Origin of the sequence: Paenarthrobacter sp. 4246 (genome assembly GCF_040546855.1) — a bacterium.
GTDB lineage: Bacteria > Actinomycetota > Actinomycetes > Actinomycetales > Micrococcaceae > Arthrobacter.
This window is the reverse complement of record NZ_JBEPOP010000001.1, coordinates 278,722-297,662: the sequence shown is the minus strand read 5'-3', so window position 1 is coordinate 297,662 and position 18,941 is coordinate 278,722. Positions and strand designations below refer to the sequence as shown.

Annotated in this window: 14 protein-coding genes; 10 read left to right on the top strand and 4 right to left on the bottom strand. The window is 62.6% G+C overall.

Annotated elements, in window-relative coordinates; genetic code table 11:
- The first annotated feature begins 21 nt into the window (after positions 1 to 21).
- The 8 genes from ABIE35_RS01420 (at position 22) to ABIE35_RS01385 (ending at position 9,725) form a co-directional block, all read left to right on the top strand.
- Positions 22 to 1,638 carry a PucR family transcriptional regulator gene (locus ABIE35_RS01420; protein ID WP_354512102.1) on the top strand — a complete coding sequence of 539 codons (1,617 nt, stop codon included), beginning with the start codon at positions 22 to 24 and terminating at the stop codon, positions 1,636 to 1,638.
- Between the two features lie 5 nt (positions 1,639 to 1,643).
- The gene (locus ABIE35_RS01415; protein ID WP_354512101.1) at positions 1,644 to 2,555 is read left to right on the top strand and encodes a glutaminase; all 912 of its coding nucleotides are present in this window, start codon (positions 1,644 to 1,646) and stop codon (positions 2,553 to 2,555) included.
- 15 nt (positions 2,556 to 2,570) lie between these two features.
- Positions 2,571 to 3,371: a DNA alkylation repair protein gene (locus tag ABIE35_RS01410; RefSeq protein ID WP_354512100.1), complete on the top strand. Its 801-nt coding sequence runs from the start codon at positions 2,571 to 2,573 to the stop codon at positions 3,369 to 3,371.
- A gap of 90 nt (positions 3,372 to 3,461) precedes the next feature.
- Entirely contained in the window at positions 3,462 to 4,739 is a 1,278-nt protein-coding gene (gene cobA / locus ABIE35_RS01405; protein WP_354512099.1) for a uroporphyrinogen-III C-methyltransferase, read from the top strand.
- A gap of 20 nt (positions 4,740 to 4,759) precedes the next feature.
- Positions 4,760 to 6,226: an FAD-dependent oxidoreductase gene (locus ABIE35_RS01400; protein WP_354512098.1), complete on the top strand. Its 1,467-nt coding sequence runs from the start codon at positions 4,760 to 4,762 to the stop codon at positions 6,224 to 6,226.
- Positions 6,227 to 7,103: 877 nt separating this feature from the next.
- Positions 7,104 to 7,718: a hypothetical protein gene (locus ABIE35_RS01395; protein ID WP_354512097.1), complete on the top strand. Its 615-nt coding sequence runs from the start codon at positions 7,104 to 7,106 to the stop codon at positions 7,716 to 7,718.
- Positions 7,719 to 7,723: 5 nt separating this feature from the next.
- On the top strand, positions 7,724 to 8,206 hold the full coding sequence (locus ABIE35_RS01390) for a hypothetical protein (protein ID WP_354512096.1): 483 nt from the start codon (positions 7,724 to 7,726) through the stop codon (positions 8,204 to 8,206).
- A gap of 139 nt (positions 8,207 to 8,345) precedes the next feature.
- On the top strand, positions 8,346 to 9,725 hold the full coding sequence (locus ABIE35_RS01385) for an MBL fold metallo-hydrolase (protein ID WP_354512095.1): 1,380 nt from the start codon (positions 8,346 to 8,348) through the stop codon (positions 9,723 to 9,725).
- Between the two features lie 10 nt (positions 9,726 to 9,735).
- Here ABIE35_RS01385 and ABIE35_RS01380 read toward each other — a convergent pair whose 3' ends face one another.
- The 3 genes from ABIE35_RS01380 to ABIE35_RS01370 all read right to left on the bottom strand — a co-directional run bounded on the left by ABIE35_RS01380 (position 9,736) and on the right by ABIE35_RS01370 (position 13,215).
- Positions 9,736 to 10,416, bottom strand: coding sequence for a FadR/GntR family transcriptional regulator (locus ABIE35_RS01380; protein WP_354512094.1), 681 nt, complete (start codon positions 10,414 to 10,416; stop codon positions 9,736 to 9,738).
- Positions 10,413 to 11,699: an MFS transporter gene (locus ABIE35_RS01375; protein WP_354512093.1), complete on the bottom strand. Its 1,287-nt coding sequence runs from the start codon at positions 11,697 to 11,699 to the stop codon at positions 10,413 to 10,415. Before ABIE35_RS01375 ends, ABIE35_RS01380 begins: the two co-directional genes overlap by 4 nt.
- 73 nt (positions 11,700 to 11,772) lie before the next feature.
- Positions 11,773 to 13,215: a PucR family transcriptional regulator gene (locus ABIE35_RS01370; RefSeq protein WP_354512092.1), complete on the bottom strand. Its 1,443-nt coding sequence runs from the start codon at positions 13,213 to 13,215 to the stop codon at positions 11,773 to 11,775.
- Between the two features lie 144 nt (positions 13,216 to 13,359).
- Between ABIE35_RS01370 and ABIE35_RS01365 the strand changes: the two genes are divergently transcribed.
- Positions 13,360 to 14,790 (top strand): aminobutyraldehyde dehydrogenase, encoded by a 1,431-nt coding sequence (locus tag ABIE35_RS01365; RefSeq protein ID WP_310206333.1) that lies wholly within the window; start codon positions 13,360 to 13,362, stop codon positions 14,788 to 14,790.
- A gap of 46 nt (positions 14,791 to 14,836) precedes the next feature.
- Positions 14,837 to 16,192, top strand: a complete 1,356-nt coding sequence (gene gabT / locus ABIE35_RS01360; RefSeq protein WP_354512091.1) for a 4-aminobutyrate--2-oxoglutarate transaminase — start codon at positions 14,837 to 14,839, stop codon at positions 16,190 to 16,192.
- A 166-nt stretch (positions 16,193 to 16,358) separates the two neighbouring features.
- Here the strand turns inward: gabT and ABIE35_RS01355 are convergent, their stop codons facing one another.
- Positions 16,359 to 18,800, bottom strand: coding sequence for a polysaccharide lyase 8 family protein (locus tag ABIE35_RS01355; RefSeq protein ID WP_354512090.1), 2,442 nt, complete (start codon positions 18,798 to 18,800; stop codon positions 16,359 to 16,361).
- Positions 18,801 to 18,941: the final 141 nt, after the last annotated feature.

Below are 18,941 nucleotides of genomic sequence, written 5' to 3'. Positions count from 1 at the left end.
GGAGAGGAAGCGATAGCTTCGTTGAAAGCCCTGGAAATTGACGACGACGGAGTCGTCACCTTATTGAGCGACGTCCTGGAAGATCTGGGTGTCGGCAACGCCCGGTTGCTGCTGGCCCCGGCAGAGGACAACAGAACCGTTCGCGAAACTGTCATTGTTGATGCTGAAGACGACGACGAGATCCGACCAGGGTCCCTGGTCATGTTGATCGGCGTTCGCGGGCGTGCGGCGCTCCCTGCGCTCCGCCGCATCATGGCGGGCCGTCCCACAGCAGTTGCTGTCAAGGGCAGTGAACGCGAGTTGGAAGCCGCAGCAGAGTTGCTCCAACCGACCGGCATTGGACTGGTGGCTGTTGCCCCGGGGCTCCGCTGGGATAAGTTCGAGAGCATCGCGCTGGACCGGGTCCGGGAGAACGATGTGCCAGGGGAGACCCCCACGTCAGTTCACCGCGACTTGTTCGCGATCGCCCAAACTACGGCCACACTGACCAACGGCCACGTGGTGATCGAAGATCCGGGCAACAGGGTCCTTGCCTACTCCCCGGCATCCAATGACGTTGACGAGCTCCGCCGGCTGTCCATCCTGGCGAGGCGTGGCCCTGAAAAGTACCAAAAACTCCTGAAGGAATCAGGGGTCTACAAGCACCTGCAGGCCACTGAAGCGCCTGTCCATGTGGAAGCCAACCTTGATGCGGGTCTTCGTGAACGTGTGGCGATCGGCATTCACGCGGGCAGCCGGGTCATGGGTTACATCTGGTTGCAGGAAGGTGCCGAACCTTTGGCGGTCAACACGGACCGCATCATGGTGGGTGCGGCCCGGCACGCGGCCATCGAGTTGGTACGCCACCGCAATGAGCAGTCCCAGTCGATGCGCGAGGACCGGGTGTCCAGCCTGCTCAGTGGCACCGCCCAAGTCCATTCGCAGGCCCAATCGGCAGGCATCGATCCGTCGAAGCCAGCGGCTTTGGTCCTGATCTCGGCGGGCGGGCTCAGCCAGAGCGCGGCGGGGCTTCAGCTCCGCAGGGGAGAGCTCTCCAAAGTGGCATCAATCCACGCCGCAGCCTACCGGCCAGGCGCCGTAGTGGGGGCGTTGGGGATGGAAACGGCCATCATCCTCCCCGACGTGGACCCGCTGAAGTCCCTCCCCGCCATCAACCGGCTGGTCAACACCATCGTTCGTGATGCCACCACCCACCTTCATTTCCAGGTGCAGGCAGCAGTTGGTCCCATCGTTCCGCGCCTGGACGCCCTGCACGCCACCCTTGATCACGTGCGCAGCGTCCTCAAAGTCATGGAAGCAACACCGGACGTGCGCGTGGCCTCGTACAGCGACGTGGAAACGACGGTCCTGACCAGGGAATTGCTGGAGTTGCTGGAATCGCGGACTACCCTGCGTCATGCAGGAATCACCCGGCTGTGCGGCCGCTACCCGGAATTCGCATTGACCCTCCTGACTTACCTGGAGTTCTTTGGCGACGTGAACCGATGCGCCGAGGAATTGGCCGTCCACCGCAACACTGTTCATTACAGGCTCCGCCGCGCATGCGAAGTGGCTGGGCTGGATCTGCAATCAGCGGATGAACGCCTGCTGGCACACCTTCAGATCAGGCTCTGGACCTACGCAGGGACCAAGGGCTAGGAACCATGGATATCCAGAATCTCCTCGACGACATCGTCGGGGCCGTGCAGCCGCATGTCGGCCAAGGCAACGTAGCTGACTACATCCCCCAACTGGGAGCCGTGGATGCCCAACAATTCGGCATATCCGTCGCCACCCGTGAGGGCGAGGTGTATTCGGCCGGAGACGCCCACGTGGACTTTTCCATCCAAAGCATCTCCAAGGTCTTTGCACTCGCCTTGGTGCTGGCCTTCGATGGAGACAGTATTTGGAAACGGGTGTTCCGGGAGCCCTCCGGCAACCCGTTCAATTCGTTGGTCCAGTTGGAAAGCGAAGATGGCATTCCCCGGAATCCGTTCATCAACGCCGGCGCAATAGTTGTGACAGACCGGCTCTTGAGCCTGACAGGAAACGCCGCCCACGCCGTGCGGGACCTGATGCGCCAGGAGACCACCAAGGACAGCATCGATACCGATCACCACGTTGCCGGTTCGGAATTGGCCAACAGCCATCGCAATGCTTCTTTGGCCCACTTCCTGGCAAGCTGCGGCAACCTGGAAAACCCGGTGGACGATGTCCTGGACTCCTATGCGAAGCAATGCGCCTTGGCCATGACGTGCGAAGACCTGGCGCTCGCAACCAGATTTCTTGCCTCAAACGGTTTAGGGGCAGATGGGTCCCTGCTGTTGTCACCGGCGCAGACCAAGAGGATCAACGCCGTGATGCTCACCTGCGGAACCTACGATGCCGCGGGCGAATTCGCTTACAGGGTTGGACTTCCCGGCAAGAGCGGAGTGGGTGGCGGGATAGTGGCGGTGGTCCCCAACAAGTGCTCCATCAGCGTGTGGAGTCCGGGCTTGGGAAGATCCGGGAATTCCGTGGCAGGTGTTGCCGCGCTGGACGAATTCACCACCCGTACTGGCTGGTCCGTTTTTTAGGCGCATTATTGAGGGATGACCCCCAAGGACGGAAAGGCCACGAAACCACCCAAGGCCCGCAAGCCTGCTGCGCCTGCGCCGGGAACCCAACCCACCGCCGTCGCATTCTTGGAGCGCCTGAGAATCCGGCAGTCCGACGTCGAACAGGCCAAATATCAGCGGTACTTCAAGACCCGCCAAGGGGACTACGCCGAGGGTGACTTCTTCATGGGCGTCCGCATGGGCGAAGTCTTCACGCTGAGCAAGGAATTCGCGGCCATGCCCCCGGAGGAGATCGAGAAGCTCCTGGACCAGGACATCCATGAGGCACGCGCAGGTGCCGTGAAGATCATGTCGCTCCAAGCCCAGAAGAAGAAGACCACGGAAGAGCGCCGCCACACGCTTTACGAGCTGTACCTGCGGAGGCACGACCGCATCAACAACTGGGATCTGGTGGACCTCGGAGCCGGCAGGGTAGTGGGTGGCTGGCTCATGGATAAGCCGCGGGATCCGCTGTACCAACTGGCCCGTTCGGAAAACATGTGGGAGCGTCGGACCGCCATCGTCGCCACCTCGGCGTTCATCCGGGAAGGCCAGCTGGATGACACTTTCGCCATCGCCGAAATACTGCTGCATGACAAAGAAGACCTCATCAACAAAGCAGTGGGCGGCTGGGTCCGCGATGCCGGGCGTAGCAGCCGCGAACGCTTGTTGGCCTTCCTCGATGACCACGCAGCCACCATGCCCCGGACGGCGTTACGTTACGCGATCGAGCATCTGGGCAAGGAGCAGCGGGCCTACTACCTGACGCTTAAAGACAGGGTTTCCCCGAACTAGGCGGGGAAGTATGTGACGTTGGATTACCCAGCGTTACCGGGTGTTTCCGAGCCTTTGAAGCATGTTACGGGGCGGCCCTACAGTTTTTTCATGGCAATACAGGACATTTACCCCACCGCGCTGCGGCTGCTTGGCCGCCCGGTGCTGGTGGTGGGCGGCGGCCCCGTTGCGGAACGCCGTGCCAAGGGACTGCTCGACGCCGGTGCGAAAGTTACCGTCGTCGCGCCCGTTGCCACCGAAAACCTCCACCGACTCGCCGCTTCCGGGCTGCTCACCTTGGAACAGCGCGGGTACCGCACTTCAGACCTCGACGGCGTCTGGTTCGTTCAGACCGCCACTGGCACTGCCGCTGTGGACACCCAAGTAGCGGCCGACGCCGAGGCGCAGCGCATCTGGTGCGTCAACGCCTCGGACCACGAAGCATCAGCCGCATGGACACCCGCCGTCGCCGTGGTGGACGACGTCAAGATCGCCATCAACGCCGGGGGCGACCCCCGCCGTGCCATGGCCCTCCGTAATGCTGTGGCCACCGCACTTGAAACCGGCGACCTTCCGCTGCGACGCCACCGTAAGCCGGACGCCGCTGGCAAGACGCCCGCCGGCTCCGTTGCACTGGTTGGTGGCGGTCCTGGCGACTCGGGACTCATCACCGTCCGCGGTCGCCGCCTGCTGGGCCAGGCCGACGTCGTAGTTGCCGACCGTCTTGGCCCGCGCGAGCTGCTGAAGGAACTTGCCCCGGACGTCCGCGTCATCGAGGTCGGCAAGACGCCCGGCCACCACCCGGTTCCTCAGCTCGAAATCAACCGCATCCTCGTGGACGAAGCCCTCAAGGGCAACCGCGTGGTCCGCCTCAAAGGCGGCGACCCCTATGTCCTGGGTCGCGGTGGCGAGGAAGCGGAATTCTGCCGGCAGAACGGCGTCGAGGTTGAAGTGGTGTCCGGGGTGACGTCGGCCATCTCGGTTCCGGCGGCAGCTGGCATCCCTGTGACTCACCGTGGCCTGGCCAAGGGCTTCAGCGTGGTGACCGGCCATGAAGAGCTGTCCGAAGTCCCCGCCCGCCCCGATCACACTGTGGTGTTGCTCATGGGAGTAGCGCAATTGCGGGATTCCGCGGCTGCGCTGGCAGGCTCGGGTCTGCCTTTGGACACACCAGTAGGTATCGTAGAGAACGGGTATTTGCCGGAACAGCGCGTCACCATTGGCACTTTGGGGAGCATCGCGGACCAGGCAGAAGCCGTCGGTGTGGCCAATCCAGCCGTCATCGTGATCGGCGAGGTGGTCCGTGTGAGCCCCTTCGCGCCGCAGCATTTCAAGACCGCCGACTACAGCACCATTACCCCCAATCGTCCCCGCGTCCGCAGTAACTGAGAAGAAGAAGGAACACAGCCGTGTCAATTAGCACCCCCGTAGGTTCTGCGGACCGTCCGCTTCGCGTCGCCGTTATCGGCTCCGGCCCGGCCGGCGTTTACGCAGCTGACATCCTGACCAAGAGCGAGGCCGTCAAGAGCGGCGAACTCAACGTCAGCATCGACCTCTTCGACCGCTACCCGGCACCGTACGGCCTGATCCGCTACGGCGTCGCACCGGACCACCCCCGCATCAAGGGCATCGTCAACGCCCTGCACAAGGTCCTGGACCGCGGCGACATCCGCTTCTTCGGCAACGTGGACTACGGCACGGACATCTCCATTGAAGATCTCCGCAAACACTACGACGCCGTCATCTTCGCCACCGGTGCCATCAAGGACGCGGACCTGAACATCCCGGGCATTGAACTTGAAGGTTCCTTCGGCGGCGCAGACTTCGTTTCGTGGTACGACGGCCACCCGGACGTTCCCCGCGAATGGCCGCTGGATGCCAAGGAAATCGCTGTCCTTGGCAACGGCAACGTGGCCCTCGACGTCGCACGCGTCCTGTCCAAGCACGCCGATGATCTCCTGGTCACCGAAATCCCGGACAACGTTTACGCCGGCCTGAAGAACTCCCCGGTCACCGACGTCCACGTCTTTGGCCGCCGTGGCCCTGCACAGGTGAAGTTCACCCCGCTGGAACTCCGCGAACTCTCGCACTCCAAGGACGTGGATATCATCCTCTACGCCGAGGACTTCGAATTCGACGAAGAGTCAGACCGCCAGGTTCAGACCAACAACCAGACCAAGACCATGGTGGGCACGCTCACCAACTGGATCGCCGAGCAGCCCGAGGACCTCTCCGAGCTCACCGCTTCCCGCCGCCTGCACCTGCACTTCCTGCACAGCCCGGTGGAAATCGTGGACTCCCCGGAAACCCCCGGCAAGGTTGCCGGCATCAAGTTTGAGCGCACTGAGCTGGACGGCACGGGCAACGCCCGCGGCACGGGCGAATTCATCGATTACCCGGTCCAGGCCGTTTACCGCTCCATCGGTTACTTCGGTTCGGCCCTGCCGGACGTCGAGTTCGACCACAAGAAGGGCGTCGTCACGAACGACGGCGGTCGTGTCCTGGACGCCGACGGCCAGCACGTTCCGGGTCTCTACGCGACGGGCTGGATCAAGCGCGGGCCGGTCGGCCTCATCGGCCACACCAAGGGCGATGCCCTCGAAACCGTGACGTACCTCTTGGAAGACCGCGAAAACCTGCCGGTCGCCGAAGTTCCCGCGGCAGACGCCGTCGTGGATCTGCTCGACGCCCGTGGCGTGAAGTTCACCAGCTGGGAAGGCTGGCTGGCACTGGACGCCCACGAGCTTGCGCTCGGCGCCGCGGCCACCGAAGCCGGCGGTTCGCACGGCGTTGAGGTCAAGCGTGAGCGCATCAAGGTTGTGCCGCGCGAAGACATGGTCAATATTTCCCGCGATGACGTAGCCGCGGAGGTCTAAAACTACGCGGGGGTCATCCCATCTAACTGCTCCCCGAAAGGCAGAACTGAGAAATCAGTTCTGCCTTTCGGGGAGTAGCTATATCTGGAGCTAGTTGGTTATCCGAGCAGTTGCCCGTAGAGGCCGCTCAAGTATGTGTTCGCCACGCCTACCAATCTGTTCAGCATCAATCGATAACCCAGCCTGGACCAACCAGGGTGGGTCGTTTCTGCATGGATCAGCATCGGTTGCCAAGACCAGAGCTGCCACATCATGCGGCACGAAGATCGCAATGCGCGAAACGGCTTTTGCGCTTTCGTGACGCGGAAATCCAGATATTTCTCCGAATTCGGGATTATTAACACTCCAGAAATGATTGACTGGTGCAATGATCAGAAAGATGTAAACATTCCCTCACGACGGCGACATCGTAGTCTCCGCTTTCTCAGGGGGAGCAATGAAGGTTGGAAATCTAAAATCCGCTGCTGTCATGGCAATGATAGTTGTGATTCCGCTAGGAGTTCCCACCGCGGCGCATGGTGCCTCGGACATCTACTACGCATTTCAGAAACCAATGGCGCAAGGGCAGCACGCAGAGAGCGGATACGGCGGAACGAATGTCGGCGGTGAGGGATTCATGAACTCCACTTTTGGCGGCAAGTTGTACGTCCGAACTCGCGGGGATAACAGCGGTTATGTCTATGGAGGTATTGACGTACCGAATCATGCCCGTACCCGTTTTACGCACTTGCCTGCCGCTTTGACTCACGGCGACTGCTGGTGGGGCTACGGGCTTCAAATTCAAGGGACAGTAGGGGTTGACTGTGCCAGGTCACGACAATAAGCCGGCTTGCACTTGAGACCTGGCTTTCGATCCCTCTTCCTTTAGGAGTAGCAAATGACTTTTTCATCAAAGCACTTACGCTCGACCGCCGCTGCCACACTCGCGATCTCCAGCGTAGCGTTGGCCATCTTCGCGTCCCCTGCCCTCGCCACCAAAGAGGGTTCGCTGGATCCGGACGTTTTGGTCCCTGCGTTAGGCCAAGAACAGCGGGCAATAGACCTGCCCCCTTCAGCTGTAACCGCAAGCCATGCCTTATCGGACCTGGCAACAGATTCCATGCGCCTGCTAAAGAAGACAGAAAGCGCGTCGTACTATGCGGCTGTGAGTTCTGATCGGTCAGAAGTCTGCATGGTCGTATCCCTCGAGGCGCCGGCAGGAAACATCGGAACGGCTTGCATGACACGGGCCCACTTCAATGAGAGCGGTCTTTCACTCCATCTCTGGGGCGATCAGTCAGCCGCTAACGCGAAGGGAGTTACCGCTTATCTGGTGCCCGCTGATGTCGAACTGGAAGCCAACCCCACGTCGAAGTCCCTGCGGGCAGACTCGGTTAAGAGTAATCGGGCAAGCGGCCTGCTCCTGGTTGAAGGCCTCGAAGACTTGCCTCTCACGGTCGAACTGCCGCGAAGCACATCAAAGCGTGCGTTCGTTCTTAACCGATTGGACTAGGCAACGTGCCCAACACCAGCGTTATTCGAACGCTCGGGTCGATGATGGTTACAGTTGCTTGGGTACTTGCCCTTGGTTTCCTTTTGATCCAAATTCGAAACGCCCAGGACGGGATCATCACGGATTTTCTAGGCAACCCTATTCAAGCTATGGTTCCGAGGACGGCGTGGGAATACCAGCTCGCAGCAGTGATTCTCAGTGCAGTCACAATGGGGGTTTTCCGCAACCGTTTCTCGCCTCAAAAATCGAATGGCTCGGTGGCCCCACTTTGGGGAGCAACCATCACATTGGGAATGACGATGATTATTGCCATCATTATTGGGCAACCAGAAACTGAGCTGGGCCAGCGCACTAACTCAATTGTCTTGCAGTGCCTGGTAGAGGGGGCATTTTCACTAGCATCTGCAACAGTTCTCGGTATTCTCATTTCTTGGAACATCGCAATTTCGAGGAACCGGTTTCTGGGCCCAGGAGACCCCGAGCGATGAAGAGAATCAGGATTCCATAACCTGAGGTAAAGGGGGGGTGACGCAAGAGGCCTGTAGCAATGGGGATTCCTGGTAGTTGCAGGGATCACCATAGTAGGCTCCTCTGCTTCCGTTCCAAGCGCCGGCGGTACCCTGAACCATGGACGTCGTCGTCATCGAAACTCCCCAGTTGGGGGACCGCAGCTACCTGGTGCACGACGGCACTGTGGCGCTGGTGATCGATCCCCAACGGGACATTGACCGGGTTGAAGCCGCAGCTGTGGAAGCCGGCGTGCAGATTACGCACGTGGCCGAAACGCACCTCCACAACGACTACGTCACCGGCGGACTGATCCTCGCGGAGAAGCACGGTGCCGCGTATCTGGTGAACGCCGACGATCACGTCTCTTTCACCCGCGTCCCGGTCACTGACGGCCAGGTCCTGCGCATCGGCCGGCTCTCGGTTTCGGTCGTTGCGACGCCGGGTCACACCCACACGCACCTTTCGTACGTGGTCCGGGATGACACGCACGACGGCGGCCGGGAGGCCGTGTTTTCCGGCGGCAGCTTGCTCTACGGCTCGGTGGGGCGGACGGACCTGGTCTCGCCAGACGACACCGCGAAGCTGGCCCACGATCAGTACTCGTCGGTCCGCCGATTGGTGGACTCTGCGGATCCTGATGCGGCGCTCTACCCGACCCATGGCTTCGGATCGTTCTGTTCCATCGGCCCCGCAAGCCACCAGGAATCATCAACGATCGGCGAGCAGGCCAAGTCCAACCACGCCCTGACGGATCCCAACGAAGACCATTTCGTCTCGGAATTGCTGGAGAACATCACGGCCTACCCTGCGTACTACGCCCACATGAGTCCGCTCAATGCCGCCGGTGTCGGCCCGGCAATCCTTGAAGTTCCTGACTCGGTTGATCCTGTGGAGCTGAGCCGTCGCTTGCGGGCAGGGGAGTGGGTGGTGGACCTGCGTCATCGAGTGGCCTTCGCGAACAGCCATCTTCACGGCAGCGTGAGCTTCGAGTATGGGACGGGCGACAACTTCACCAGCTACCTCGGCTGGGTGATTCCCTGGAACCAGCCGCTCACGTTGCTGGGCCCGGTGGAAGATGTTGAAAAAGCGATCCGGGACCTGGCGAGGATCGGCATCGATAGTCCGGATGCCGCCGTCGGGCCTGACTCAACGGGTCTGGACATCGGTGCCGTGGCACCGGCGTCTCCCCAGGCGAGCTACCCGCACGGGGACTGGACTGAGTTACTGAAAAGCCGGGAGCCGGAAGACGTGGTGCTGGATGTTCGCCGCCCGGAAGAATTCAAGGTTTCACATGTGGCGGGCGCGCTGAACATCCCCGTCTACGAGCTCCTGGGGAGGATCACGGAGTTACCGGATGCCCGGATCTGGGTGCACTGTGCCACGGGGTACCGGGCGAGTGTTGCCGCCAGCCTGCTGGACAGGGCCGGGCATAACGTGGTCCTGATCAATGCAAGGTTCAAGGATGCCGCAGGAGCTGGAATCGAGACGGCGCCATGAAAAGGTGAAGCTACCGCGGCGCCTGGTCCGAGCAGTAATCCAGGTTCCGGTACACGCTTTGGACGGCGGCATCGGGATCGTGGGCTTCCAAGGCGTCCACCAGCTCATCATGGCCTTCGCGGGGGATGCCGTTGAAGCCGCCCTTGCGCTGCTGCCGGAGGAGGTCATTGTGGAACACCCCGCCAAACGAAACATACAGCTGGTGCAGCAAAGGATTACCTGACGCCAAGGCGACCCGCTCATGGAATTCCCAGTCGGCGCTGGCCCACGTGGGATAGTCCTCGGCCTGCCAGGCATCGTGCCGGAGCGCCAACAGTCGGCGCATTTCAGCCAGATCCTCTGCGGTGGCGTGCTTCGTTGCCAGGCGGGCGGCCTGGGTATCCAAGCCGAGACGGACCTCAACAATGTGTTCCTGGGTGTGCTCCAGGTACATGCGTTGGGCTGCGCCGGACATCTCGCTGTTCGCCCGGACGTAGGTGCCGTCCCCGCGACGAACCTCCAGCATGCCCGAGTGGGCCAGTGCCTTGATGGCTTCGCGCAGGGTTCCCCGCGAAACACCCAAGGTGGACATCAGCTCAGGCTCAGCAGGGATGCGCTCCTGAAGTGGCCATTCGCCGGACTTGATCATGGCCCGCAACTTGGCGGTGATCTCCTCGGCAAGGGCCGGGCGATGCGAAGGGGTCAGGGTCATGCAGTCCTCGGTCCGGTCTTGGTGGCAGTGCGCTTGCTCGTCAGCATGTGGCAGGTAACCATGAGCGCAACCGCCACGATGGACAGCAGGCCCAGGGGCAGCACCCAGCCGCCGGTGGCGCTGTGGAGGAGTCCCATGCCGAACGGACCGACTGCCGCAATCAAGTATCCCAGCGATTGGGCGATGGTGGAGAGTGCGGTGGTTTCCGCCGTCGACCGTCCGCTGCGGCTGATGATCACCAGAACCAGTGGGAAGATGCCCAAACCGAAACCGAACAGCACGGCAGGAACCACCGCCAACGACGTCGGTAGCCAGATCATGGCAGCAATTGCCACCAAGGTGGAGCTGCTGGCGAGATAGAGGGCGGGACGGAGCATGCCGGGCCGGGAGCCGAAGGCGAGAAGGATCATGCCGGCAGCAACCGAGACCAGCTGCATGACGCCGAACTGCAGGCCGCTTTCAGAGGCGCTCAGTCCTTGGGAGGTGAGGATGTAGGCGAACCAGCTCATCACGGCATAAGCCAGGAAGGCTTGGAACGTAAAGATAGCGGTGATCAGAATGCCCAAGCGCGTGCGCAACAGGGGCCACATGGACACCCTCGGCCGATCAGTCTTGGTGGCGTTCCGGTGGGTGTGGAGGACTATCGGCAGGAAGCCGAGGAGGGCTGCGACACCCAGCAGGCCCCAGGCAGCCAGACCCATGGAGGGTGAACCGAGTTCCTGCGCCAAGGGAACGCTGACGACAGCGGCGAAGGTGGCGCCGCCGGACATGGTGAACGTGTAAAGGCCGGTCATCATTGAAGTGCGCTCGGAGTAGTGTTCGCGGATGAACGACGGCATAGCCACGTTGCATACCGCCAGTCCGGACATGGCCAGGACGGTGCCACCGAGGAGGGCGCCCGTCACCGGAACGCCACGCACCAGCAAGCCGCCGGCCAGCAGCGCCAAAGCGATGGCAATGGCTTTCTCGACCCCCACGCGCCGGGTCAGCCACGACGTTCCCATGCCTGCGACAGCAAAGCACAGCAGCGGGATGGAGGGCAGGATGGACGCAACCAGAGCGCCGTAGCCCAGGACCTGCTGCAGTTCGTGGAACAGCGCAGCGGCACTGGTGATGCCGGCACGCAGGTTCAGGCCGATGAGCACCACGGCAATAATGCCGACGACGGCGACGACGCGTGTCTTGGGGACTGCCGGGTTTGCCGAAAGCGCGGGCGCCACCTGGGCAGTGCTAACAGTAGGGATGTTTCCAGTGCTGGGGGTAAGGGGAGTCGTCGCGGCCATACCTAAAGGTTAGACGTTTGACGTCTAATGTCTAGAGTTTTGTGGCGAAGCTCTCCGCTTGTGGTCGCGGGGTTTAGCGCGGGTTGCGCGAGCCCAAACGCTGCACCGCCAACGCCAGCCACAGCTGCACCCGGTCCGGCGTCTGGGAGGGGTCATAGCCCGTTAGCTCGGTGATCTGTGCCAGTCGGTACCGCACCGTATTCCGGTGCAACGTCAGGGCTTCCGCTACTGCAGCCACTGACCCGTTGTGGTTCAGATAGCTTTCCAGCGTGGCCACCAGCTCGGCCCCGTGAGCGGCGTCGAACTTCCGCAGCGGCGTGAGGGACTCGCTGGCCATGTCCGCGAGAGGAACGTCCTCGCTGGCCAGCAACAGGGACGTCAGGCTGAGGCGTTCGGGCTCGTTGACCGGCAAGCCGTGTGCCACGGCGTCGCGCGCTTCAAAGTAGCTCCAGCGCAAACCGTTCGGCTTTGTGTAGGCGCCGCCGATGCCGATCACGGCATGGATTCCGGCCTCCTGAAGGTGATCGCTGAGGCTCTTGGCCAAGGCAGTGGCAGAACTGCCGTCGTCGCTGATGACCGTGACCAGGTCCTTCCCGACGACGGCGCTGACGCCGGCTTCCAGCGCTTGGGGCAGCGAAATGCTGACCAATTGCTTGTGGTGCGCCGCGGACTCCGCAACAAGCACCACGTTCTTCCTGGTGCTGTTGATGCCAACACCGGCCAAGCGTCGGGCGGCTTCGATGGTCTCCAGGGTTCCGTGGATGACGTCGTCCAGCACCTGGCCGGCCATGGCCCGCTGGGATTGCCGCTGCTTGACCATGTTGTTGAGCTCCACGCTGATCAGGTTTTGCGCGTAGCTGACAATTCCTGAATCCACGAACGGCTGCTTCAGCCACAGAGTGCAGGCATCCCTGCGGCCGGTGGGAATCGGATACGAAGCCCAGCCATCCGCCGTCGGGGCCGGCTTCCCGGCCACGCTGTTGTAGAGCTGCGCGCTGAACTGGGTGAGCACGACCTCAGTGCGGAGCATGCTGCCGAGCTGCTTGAGGAGTTCGTTGAGGCCGCCACCGGTAAGGAGCGAGCGGGCCAGGATCTGGTGCCCGGCGAGGAGCCGTTCCAGGTTGGAGTAGTGGTCGGCCGAGTGCGACTCGGCCACGAGCTTTCCGATGGCAATGAAGGGAATTTCGTAGGGCACCTGCACCAGCGGCAGGCCCCAGCGGTTGGCTTCTGCAATGAGGGCTTCCGGGACGGCCTCATGCGTGAGGCCGATGCCGAATCCGATGCCCACTGCGCCGGCACGCTGGACCTGGCGGACAAAGCGCCGCTGGTCGGCAGCACTCTTGAGCCGCAACCCTGTGGTGAGGACCAGTTCTCCGCCACTGAGGAACCGTTGCGGGTCTTCCAGTTCCGTCACGGCAACCCAGCTGATGTCCTGGTTCCACGTGGTTTCGGCGAGGCCGGCTTGGCGGAGTTTCAGGGAGGGAACAGCGAGGAGGGAAGCGAGGGACATTGCCATGCTTTAAAGCGTAACCCGGCGCTGGTCAAGCGCACTAAGCGAGGGGTTCTTGTGTGTGCAGCTGGCTATTCCTTGCACCCCCTTCCTGGCATAGGCTCTGATCAGCTAAAACCCATGCCCAGACACCGAAAGAGGTTGCACACCGTGGTTCAAACCTTGCAGAACTTCATCAACGGCGAATTCGTTACGCCGGCAGGTACGGGTCTTCTGGACATCGTGAACCCCACCAATGGGGAGATCGTTGCCAAGTCGCCGATTTCGGTGCAGGCCGACGTCGACGCTGCCATGACCGCAGCAGCCGACGCCTTCAAGACGTGGAAGCACGTCACGCCCGGCCAGCGCCAGCTCATGCTTCTCAAGCTCGCCGACGCAGTGGAAGCCAACAGCGACGAACTCGTTGACGCCCAGCACCGGAACACCGGTCAGGTACGATCCCTGATCGCCTCCGAAGAGGTCGCCGCAGGCGCAGATCAGCTCCGCTTCTTCGCCGGAGCTGCCCGCATCATGGAAGGCAAGTCCGCCGGCGAGTACTTCGAGGGCCACACCTCATACGTACGCCGCGAACCGATCGGCGTCGTGGCCCAGGTTGCACCGTGGAACTACCCGTTCCTCATGGCCATCTGGAAGATCGGCCCCGCCCTGGCTGCCGGAAACACCGTAGTCCTCAAGCCCTCCGACACCACCCCGGAGTCCACCCTGGTGCTGGCACGCCTTGCCGGCGAGATCTTCCCGGCCGGCGTCCTCAACGTAGTCCTCGGCACCGGTGAAACCGGCGCCATGATGGTGGACCACAAGGTCCCGGGCCTGGTCTCCATCACCGGTTCCGTCCGCGCCGGCATCGCTGTCGCCAGCGGAGCAGCCAAGGGCCTCAAGCGTGCGCACCTGGAACTTGGCGGCAAGGCTCCGGCCATCGTCTTCAAGGACGCCGACATCAAGAAGAGCGCCGCGGCCATCGCCGAATTCGCCTTCTTCAACGCCGGCCAGGACTGCACCGCCATCACCCGCGTGCTGGTGGAGGACTCCGTTCACGACGACGTCGTGGCAGCCATGGTGGAACACACCAAGACCCTGCACACCGGTTCGCAGAACGACGAAGACAACTACTTCGGCCCGCTGAACAACGTGAACCACTTCAACGCCGTCACTTCGGTAGTAGAGCACCTCCCGGCCAACTGCAAGATCGAAACCGGCGGCCACCGCGCAGGCGAGAAGGGCTTCTTCTTCGAACCCACCATCATCTCGGGCGCCAAGCAGACCGATGACATCGTGCAGAAGGAAACCTTCGGTCCGGTCATCACTGTGCAGAAGTTCAGCACTGAAGCCGAAGCACTCGAACTGGCCAACGACGTCGAATACGCACTGGCCTCCAGCGTGTGGACCACCGACCACGGCACGGCCATGCGCATGAGCCGCGACCTTGACTTCGGTGCGGTCTGGATCAACACCCACATCCTCCTGACGGCAGAGATGCCGCACGGCGGCTTCAAGCAGTCCGGCTACGGCAAGGACCTCTCCATGTACGGCGTTGAGGACTACACGCGCATCAAGCACGTCATGTCTGCACTCGATGCATAACGCGTTCGCATAACCCGTACGAATTTCCCAGAAAGGCAACCACCCCATGACCACCACCGCGAACGAACTCTCGTACCGCATCGAGCAGAAGCGCAACATCAACGGCGCCTTCCCCGGCCCCAAGTCTCAGGCACTGGCCGAGCGCCGCTCCGCCGTCGTTGCTGCCGGCGTCGCCTCGGGCGTCCCTGTCTACGTTGAAGACGCCGACGGCGGCATCATCCGCGACGTCGATGGCAACTCCTTCATTGACCTGGGCTCCGGCATCGCCGTGACCAGCGTCGGCGCGTCCGACCCCGCCGTCGTCGCTGCCGTCCAGGAAGCTGCCGCGCACTTCACGCACACCTGCTTCATGGTGACCCCGTACGAGGGCTACGTTGCAGTTGCCGAGCAGCTCAACCGACTCACCCCGGGCGACCACGCCAAGCGCACCGTGCTGTTCAACTCCGGCGCTGAAGCGGTGGAGAACGCCGTCAAGGTTGCACGCCTGGCTACCGGCCGCGACGCCGTGGTTGCTTTCGACCACGCCTACCACGGCCGCACCAACCTGACCATGGCACTCACCGCCAAGGCCATGCCGTACAAGACCAACTTCGGCCCGTTCGCGCCCGAGGTCTACCGCATGCCCATGAGCTACCCGTTCCGTGAAGAGAACCCGGAGATCACCGGTGCCGAGGCCGCCAAGCGCGCCATCACCATGATCGAGAAGCAGATCGGTGGCGACCAGGTTGCCGCCATCATCATCGAGCCCATCCAGGGCGAGGGCGGCTTCATTGTCCCGGCCGAAGGCTTCCTTCCGTCACTGTCCGCTTGGGCCAAGGAAAAGGGCATCGTCTTCATCGCTGACGAGGTCCAGTCCGGCTTCTGCCGCACGGGCGAATGGTTCGCCGTTGACCACGAAGGTGTTGTCCCGGACATCATCACCATGGCCAAGGGCATCGCCGGCGGCCTCCCGCTGTCCGCGATCACCGGCCGCGCCGACCTGCTCGACGCCGTCCACCCGGGCGGCCTCGGCGGCACCTACGGTGGCAACCCGGTTGCTTGCGCAGCAGCACTCGCAGCGATCGACACCATGGAACAGCACGACCTCAACGGCCGCGCCCGCCACATCGAAGAGCTCGCCCTGGGCAAGCTCCGCGAACTGGCCGGCGAAGTTTCCGTGGTTGGCGACATCCGTGGCCGTGGCGCCATGCTGGCCATCGAGCTTGTTCAGCCCGGCTCCAAGGAACCGAACGCCGAGCTCACCAAGGCTGTAGCTGCCGCTTGCCTCAAGGAAGGCGTCATCATCCTGACCTGTGGCACCTACGGCAACGTGATCCGCCTGCTCCCGCCGCTGGTCATCAGCGACGAACTGTTGATCGACGGCCTCGAGGTCCTCGCCGCGGCCATCAAGGCTCACGCGTAAGTCTTACCGCTGTATTGAGGAGGGCCGGGATTTCCCGGCCCTCCTTTTGTGTCTCTGCGCCGAGGTCGCGGGAACGCGTCGTGTTCGCCGGAGCTTTCCGGGGGTTCTCGCACGGTTCCCACGTTCCCGGTGCTGGGAACACTGAACGCTCGACGGCGGATCGCGCCTAGCTGCCCAGCGTCAGGTTCTTCTGGTGGCCGTGTCCGTCGAGTTGGACCTCGATGACCAGCGGATTGGCGCTCACCAGGGACACCCCGGCGTCGGCATCCACCAGCGTGGACCTCGCCGAGTCATCGAGAGTGATCCGTACTGAGGATTGCGTCCGGGACGGGTCTGCCACGGACAAAGTGAGCTTGTCCCCGGACTGCATCGCGGCCACCGTGCACGGCCCGGACGCTGTGTATCCGCCGGCGGAACCTGTCGCGAAGAAGTTGGCCATCACCAGCTTGTCCTTGGCCACTTCCACCATCTGGACCCCGGCAGAGTTGGCCAGGACCTTCACGTCGGGGTTTGCGGACTGGGAGAACGTGGTGGAGTGGCCTGCAGCCGGCAGGACCATATAAGCGTAGCCGGACGCCACCGGGTCTTTGCCATGGCGGTGAGTGATGGTCACATAATCCCGGGAGACGGGATCGGTGGTGCCGCCGGTGTCTGCCCCTGAATTGACGTCGAACCAGCTTCCCGTCCGGCTGACGACGGCAACCTCGGGTGTTCCCGAAACGCCGGGTGCGTCGAGGAACACGTAACCTCCGTGGCCTTCGAGGTGCACGGAACGCTCCACGACAACGGGTGCATCACCGGCGCCCATCCGACGATTTCGGGAATCGGTCCTCACAGCCGGCACTGAACCTGCGGCGAAGGACCTGTTCTCCACAGTGGTCATGACTGCCGTACCTCCCGTGCCGGTGATGCCCGCGCCCAGGCAGACCACCGCGTCATCCAGGAAGAACCAGGATTTCCGGCCGGACAGGGTCTTGTTGTGGTTGAGATGGTCCATGCCGATCACACCCCACCTGCCGTCCACCGTGAGGCCGCCGGCGAAGGCCTGGAACGCGCGGGGGATTCCGGTCCCGGCAGCTCCTGCACCGCTGGCACGTACCTGGTCATTCACGGTAGTGCCAGGCAGTGCATAAGGATCCACGGTGGGCCAGAAGTCAGCGCTGAACTGGGACGGATCGGTCCGCGTGTACAGAAAGGTCATGCCATCGCCCTGGTACCAGCCGAGGTTGTTTTCGCTGTTGCCCCACTCGTAGCGGCCGATTCGCTTGGAGGAGAGGTTCACTGTGCAGCCCCAGTCCGGGCGGTGGTGGACCAGCCTGTCCTGGTCGGCGAACATACGGCTGTAAACGGGTGCGGGTGCGGCAACCACGGAGGCATCGGACAAGACACCGAGCGAGAGCAAGGACTTTGCCAGGCTCTGCGTTGGGTGCCCCACGAGTTTCTGGTCCGCGCAGCGTTCCAACCAGCCCTTGGCCAGAGCCAGGAATCGTGAACGGTAGGGCTCGTCGCAGCCAGGCGCCAGCAAAAGGACCGCGGAGATGAGTCCGAAGCCGCTGACGTAGTCGGGTTCGCGCTGACGGGAGACCGCACGCCCACGGATGGTGTCCATGATGCGTCCGTCCCAGACGAACGGGGCGTAGGTGTCTTCCACGGCGTCGAGAAGCACAGTGCGCTTGGGGTCATTGACTGCCCAGGTGCTGCCTCCGAGCATCGCGATGATCTCGGCGATCCCGGCCAGGGCCACCACGCCGTAGGTTCCTGCGTACGGCAGGTAAGAGTGCTGAACATAGGAGCCATCGGCGTAGAAGCCGTCTCCGCTGGTGACGTAGGTGAAGACGCTGTTGATTCCGCCGCGGACGGTGTCGCTCAAAGCGTCCCTGCCCAGGGCGATTTCGTCGGGTTTGTTGTCCAAGATGCCCCGCATGCAGCAGGCCAGCGACTTGTCCACGCGGTTGGCCCCGGTCTCCGCCAGGGATGTAGCACGGCCGCGCCAATTCGGGTTGGGCGTAAACCAGCGGACGGCTGCCAACAAGGAAGTCCGCAGGGCTTCGGGAACTTCGGCGTAAAGGAGCGTCAGGATGTCCACGGTCTTTCGGGGGACACCGATCTCCCAGAACCACCAGTTGCCCGCTGCCTTGGTTGACGGTTTGTACGCCGTGTCACTGAGCAGCTTGAGTCCAGCCACAATGTCAGCGGCCAGCTCAGGGTTCCCTGCGTAGGGGTTGCCCTGGACCGCGTATCCAAGTGCCATGTCGTAGAGCCGGTTGAAGTGCAGCCCCATGTTGCCGGTGGCTGCTGCGGACTGTCCGATGCCCGTCAGCGGAATGTCGTTCCACAGCGAGGTCCGTGCAGTGGTTTTGTCCATGGACGTCCACCATTTTTCGGCGGTTTTGCCCATTCCTTCAAGCTGGGCCGCGAGTTCTGGGATGTCTGCTGCGTTTCGGCCACCTGTCAGCACCAGCCGCCTGCGGTTGATGAGCTCCTGCAACCCTGGATCGGTGGCAGCAAAAGACGGGCCGGTGTGGGAAAGAAGTGCGCCCGCGAGGGCGGCTGCACCGGCGGTTCGGAAAAGGGTCCGGCGGCTCATGGAGGTTCCAGCGAAGTTCATGACTGCTCCGTTCAAGGCTGCGGCCCGGAACGCCCCCACCCAACAGATATGCGACGGCGGTCTCCCCAGCGGTGGGAAGGGCCACGGCAAGCAGCTAAGAGGGCGACCAGGCGTTGAAGGCGAGAGGTGGACGTGGTGGGA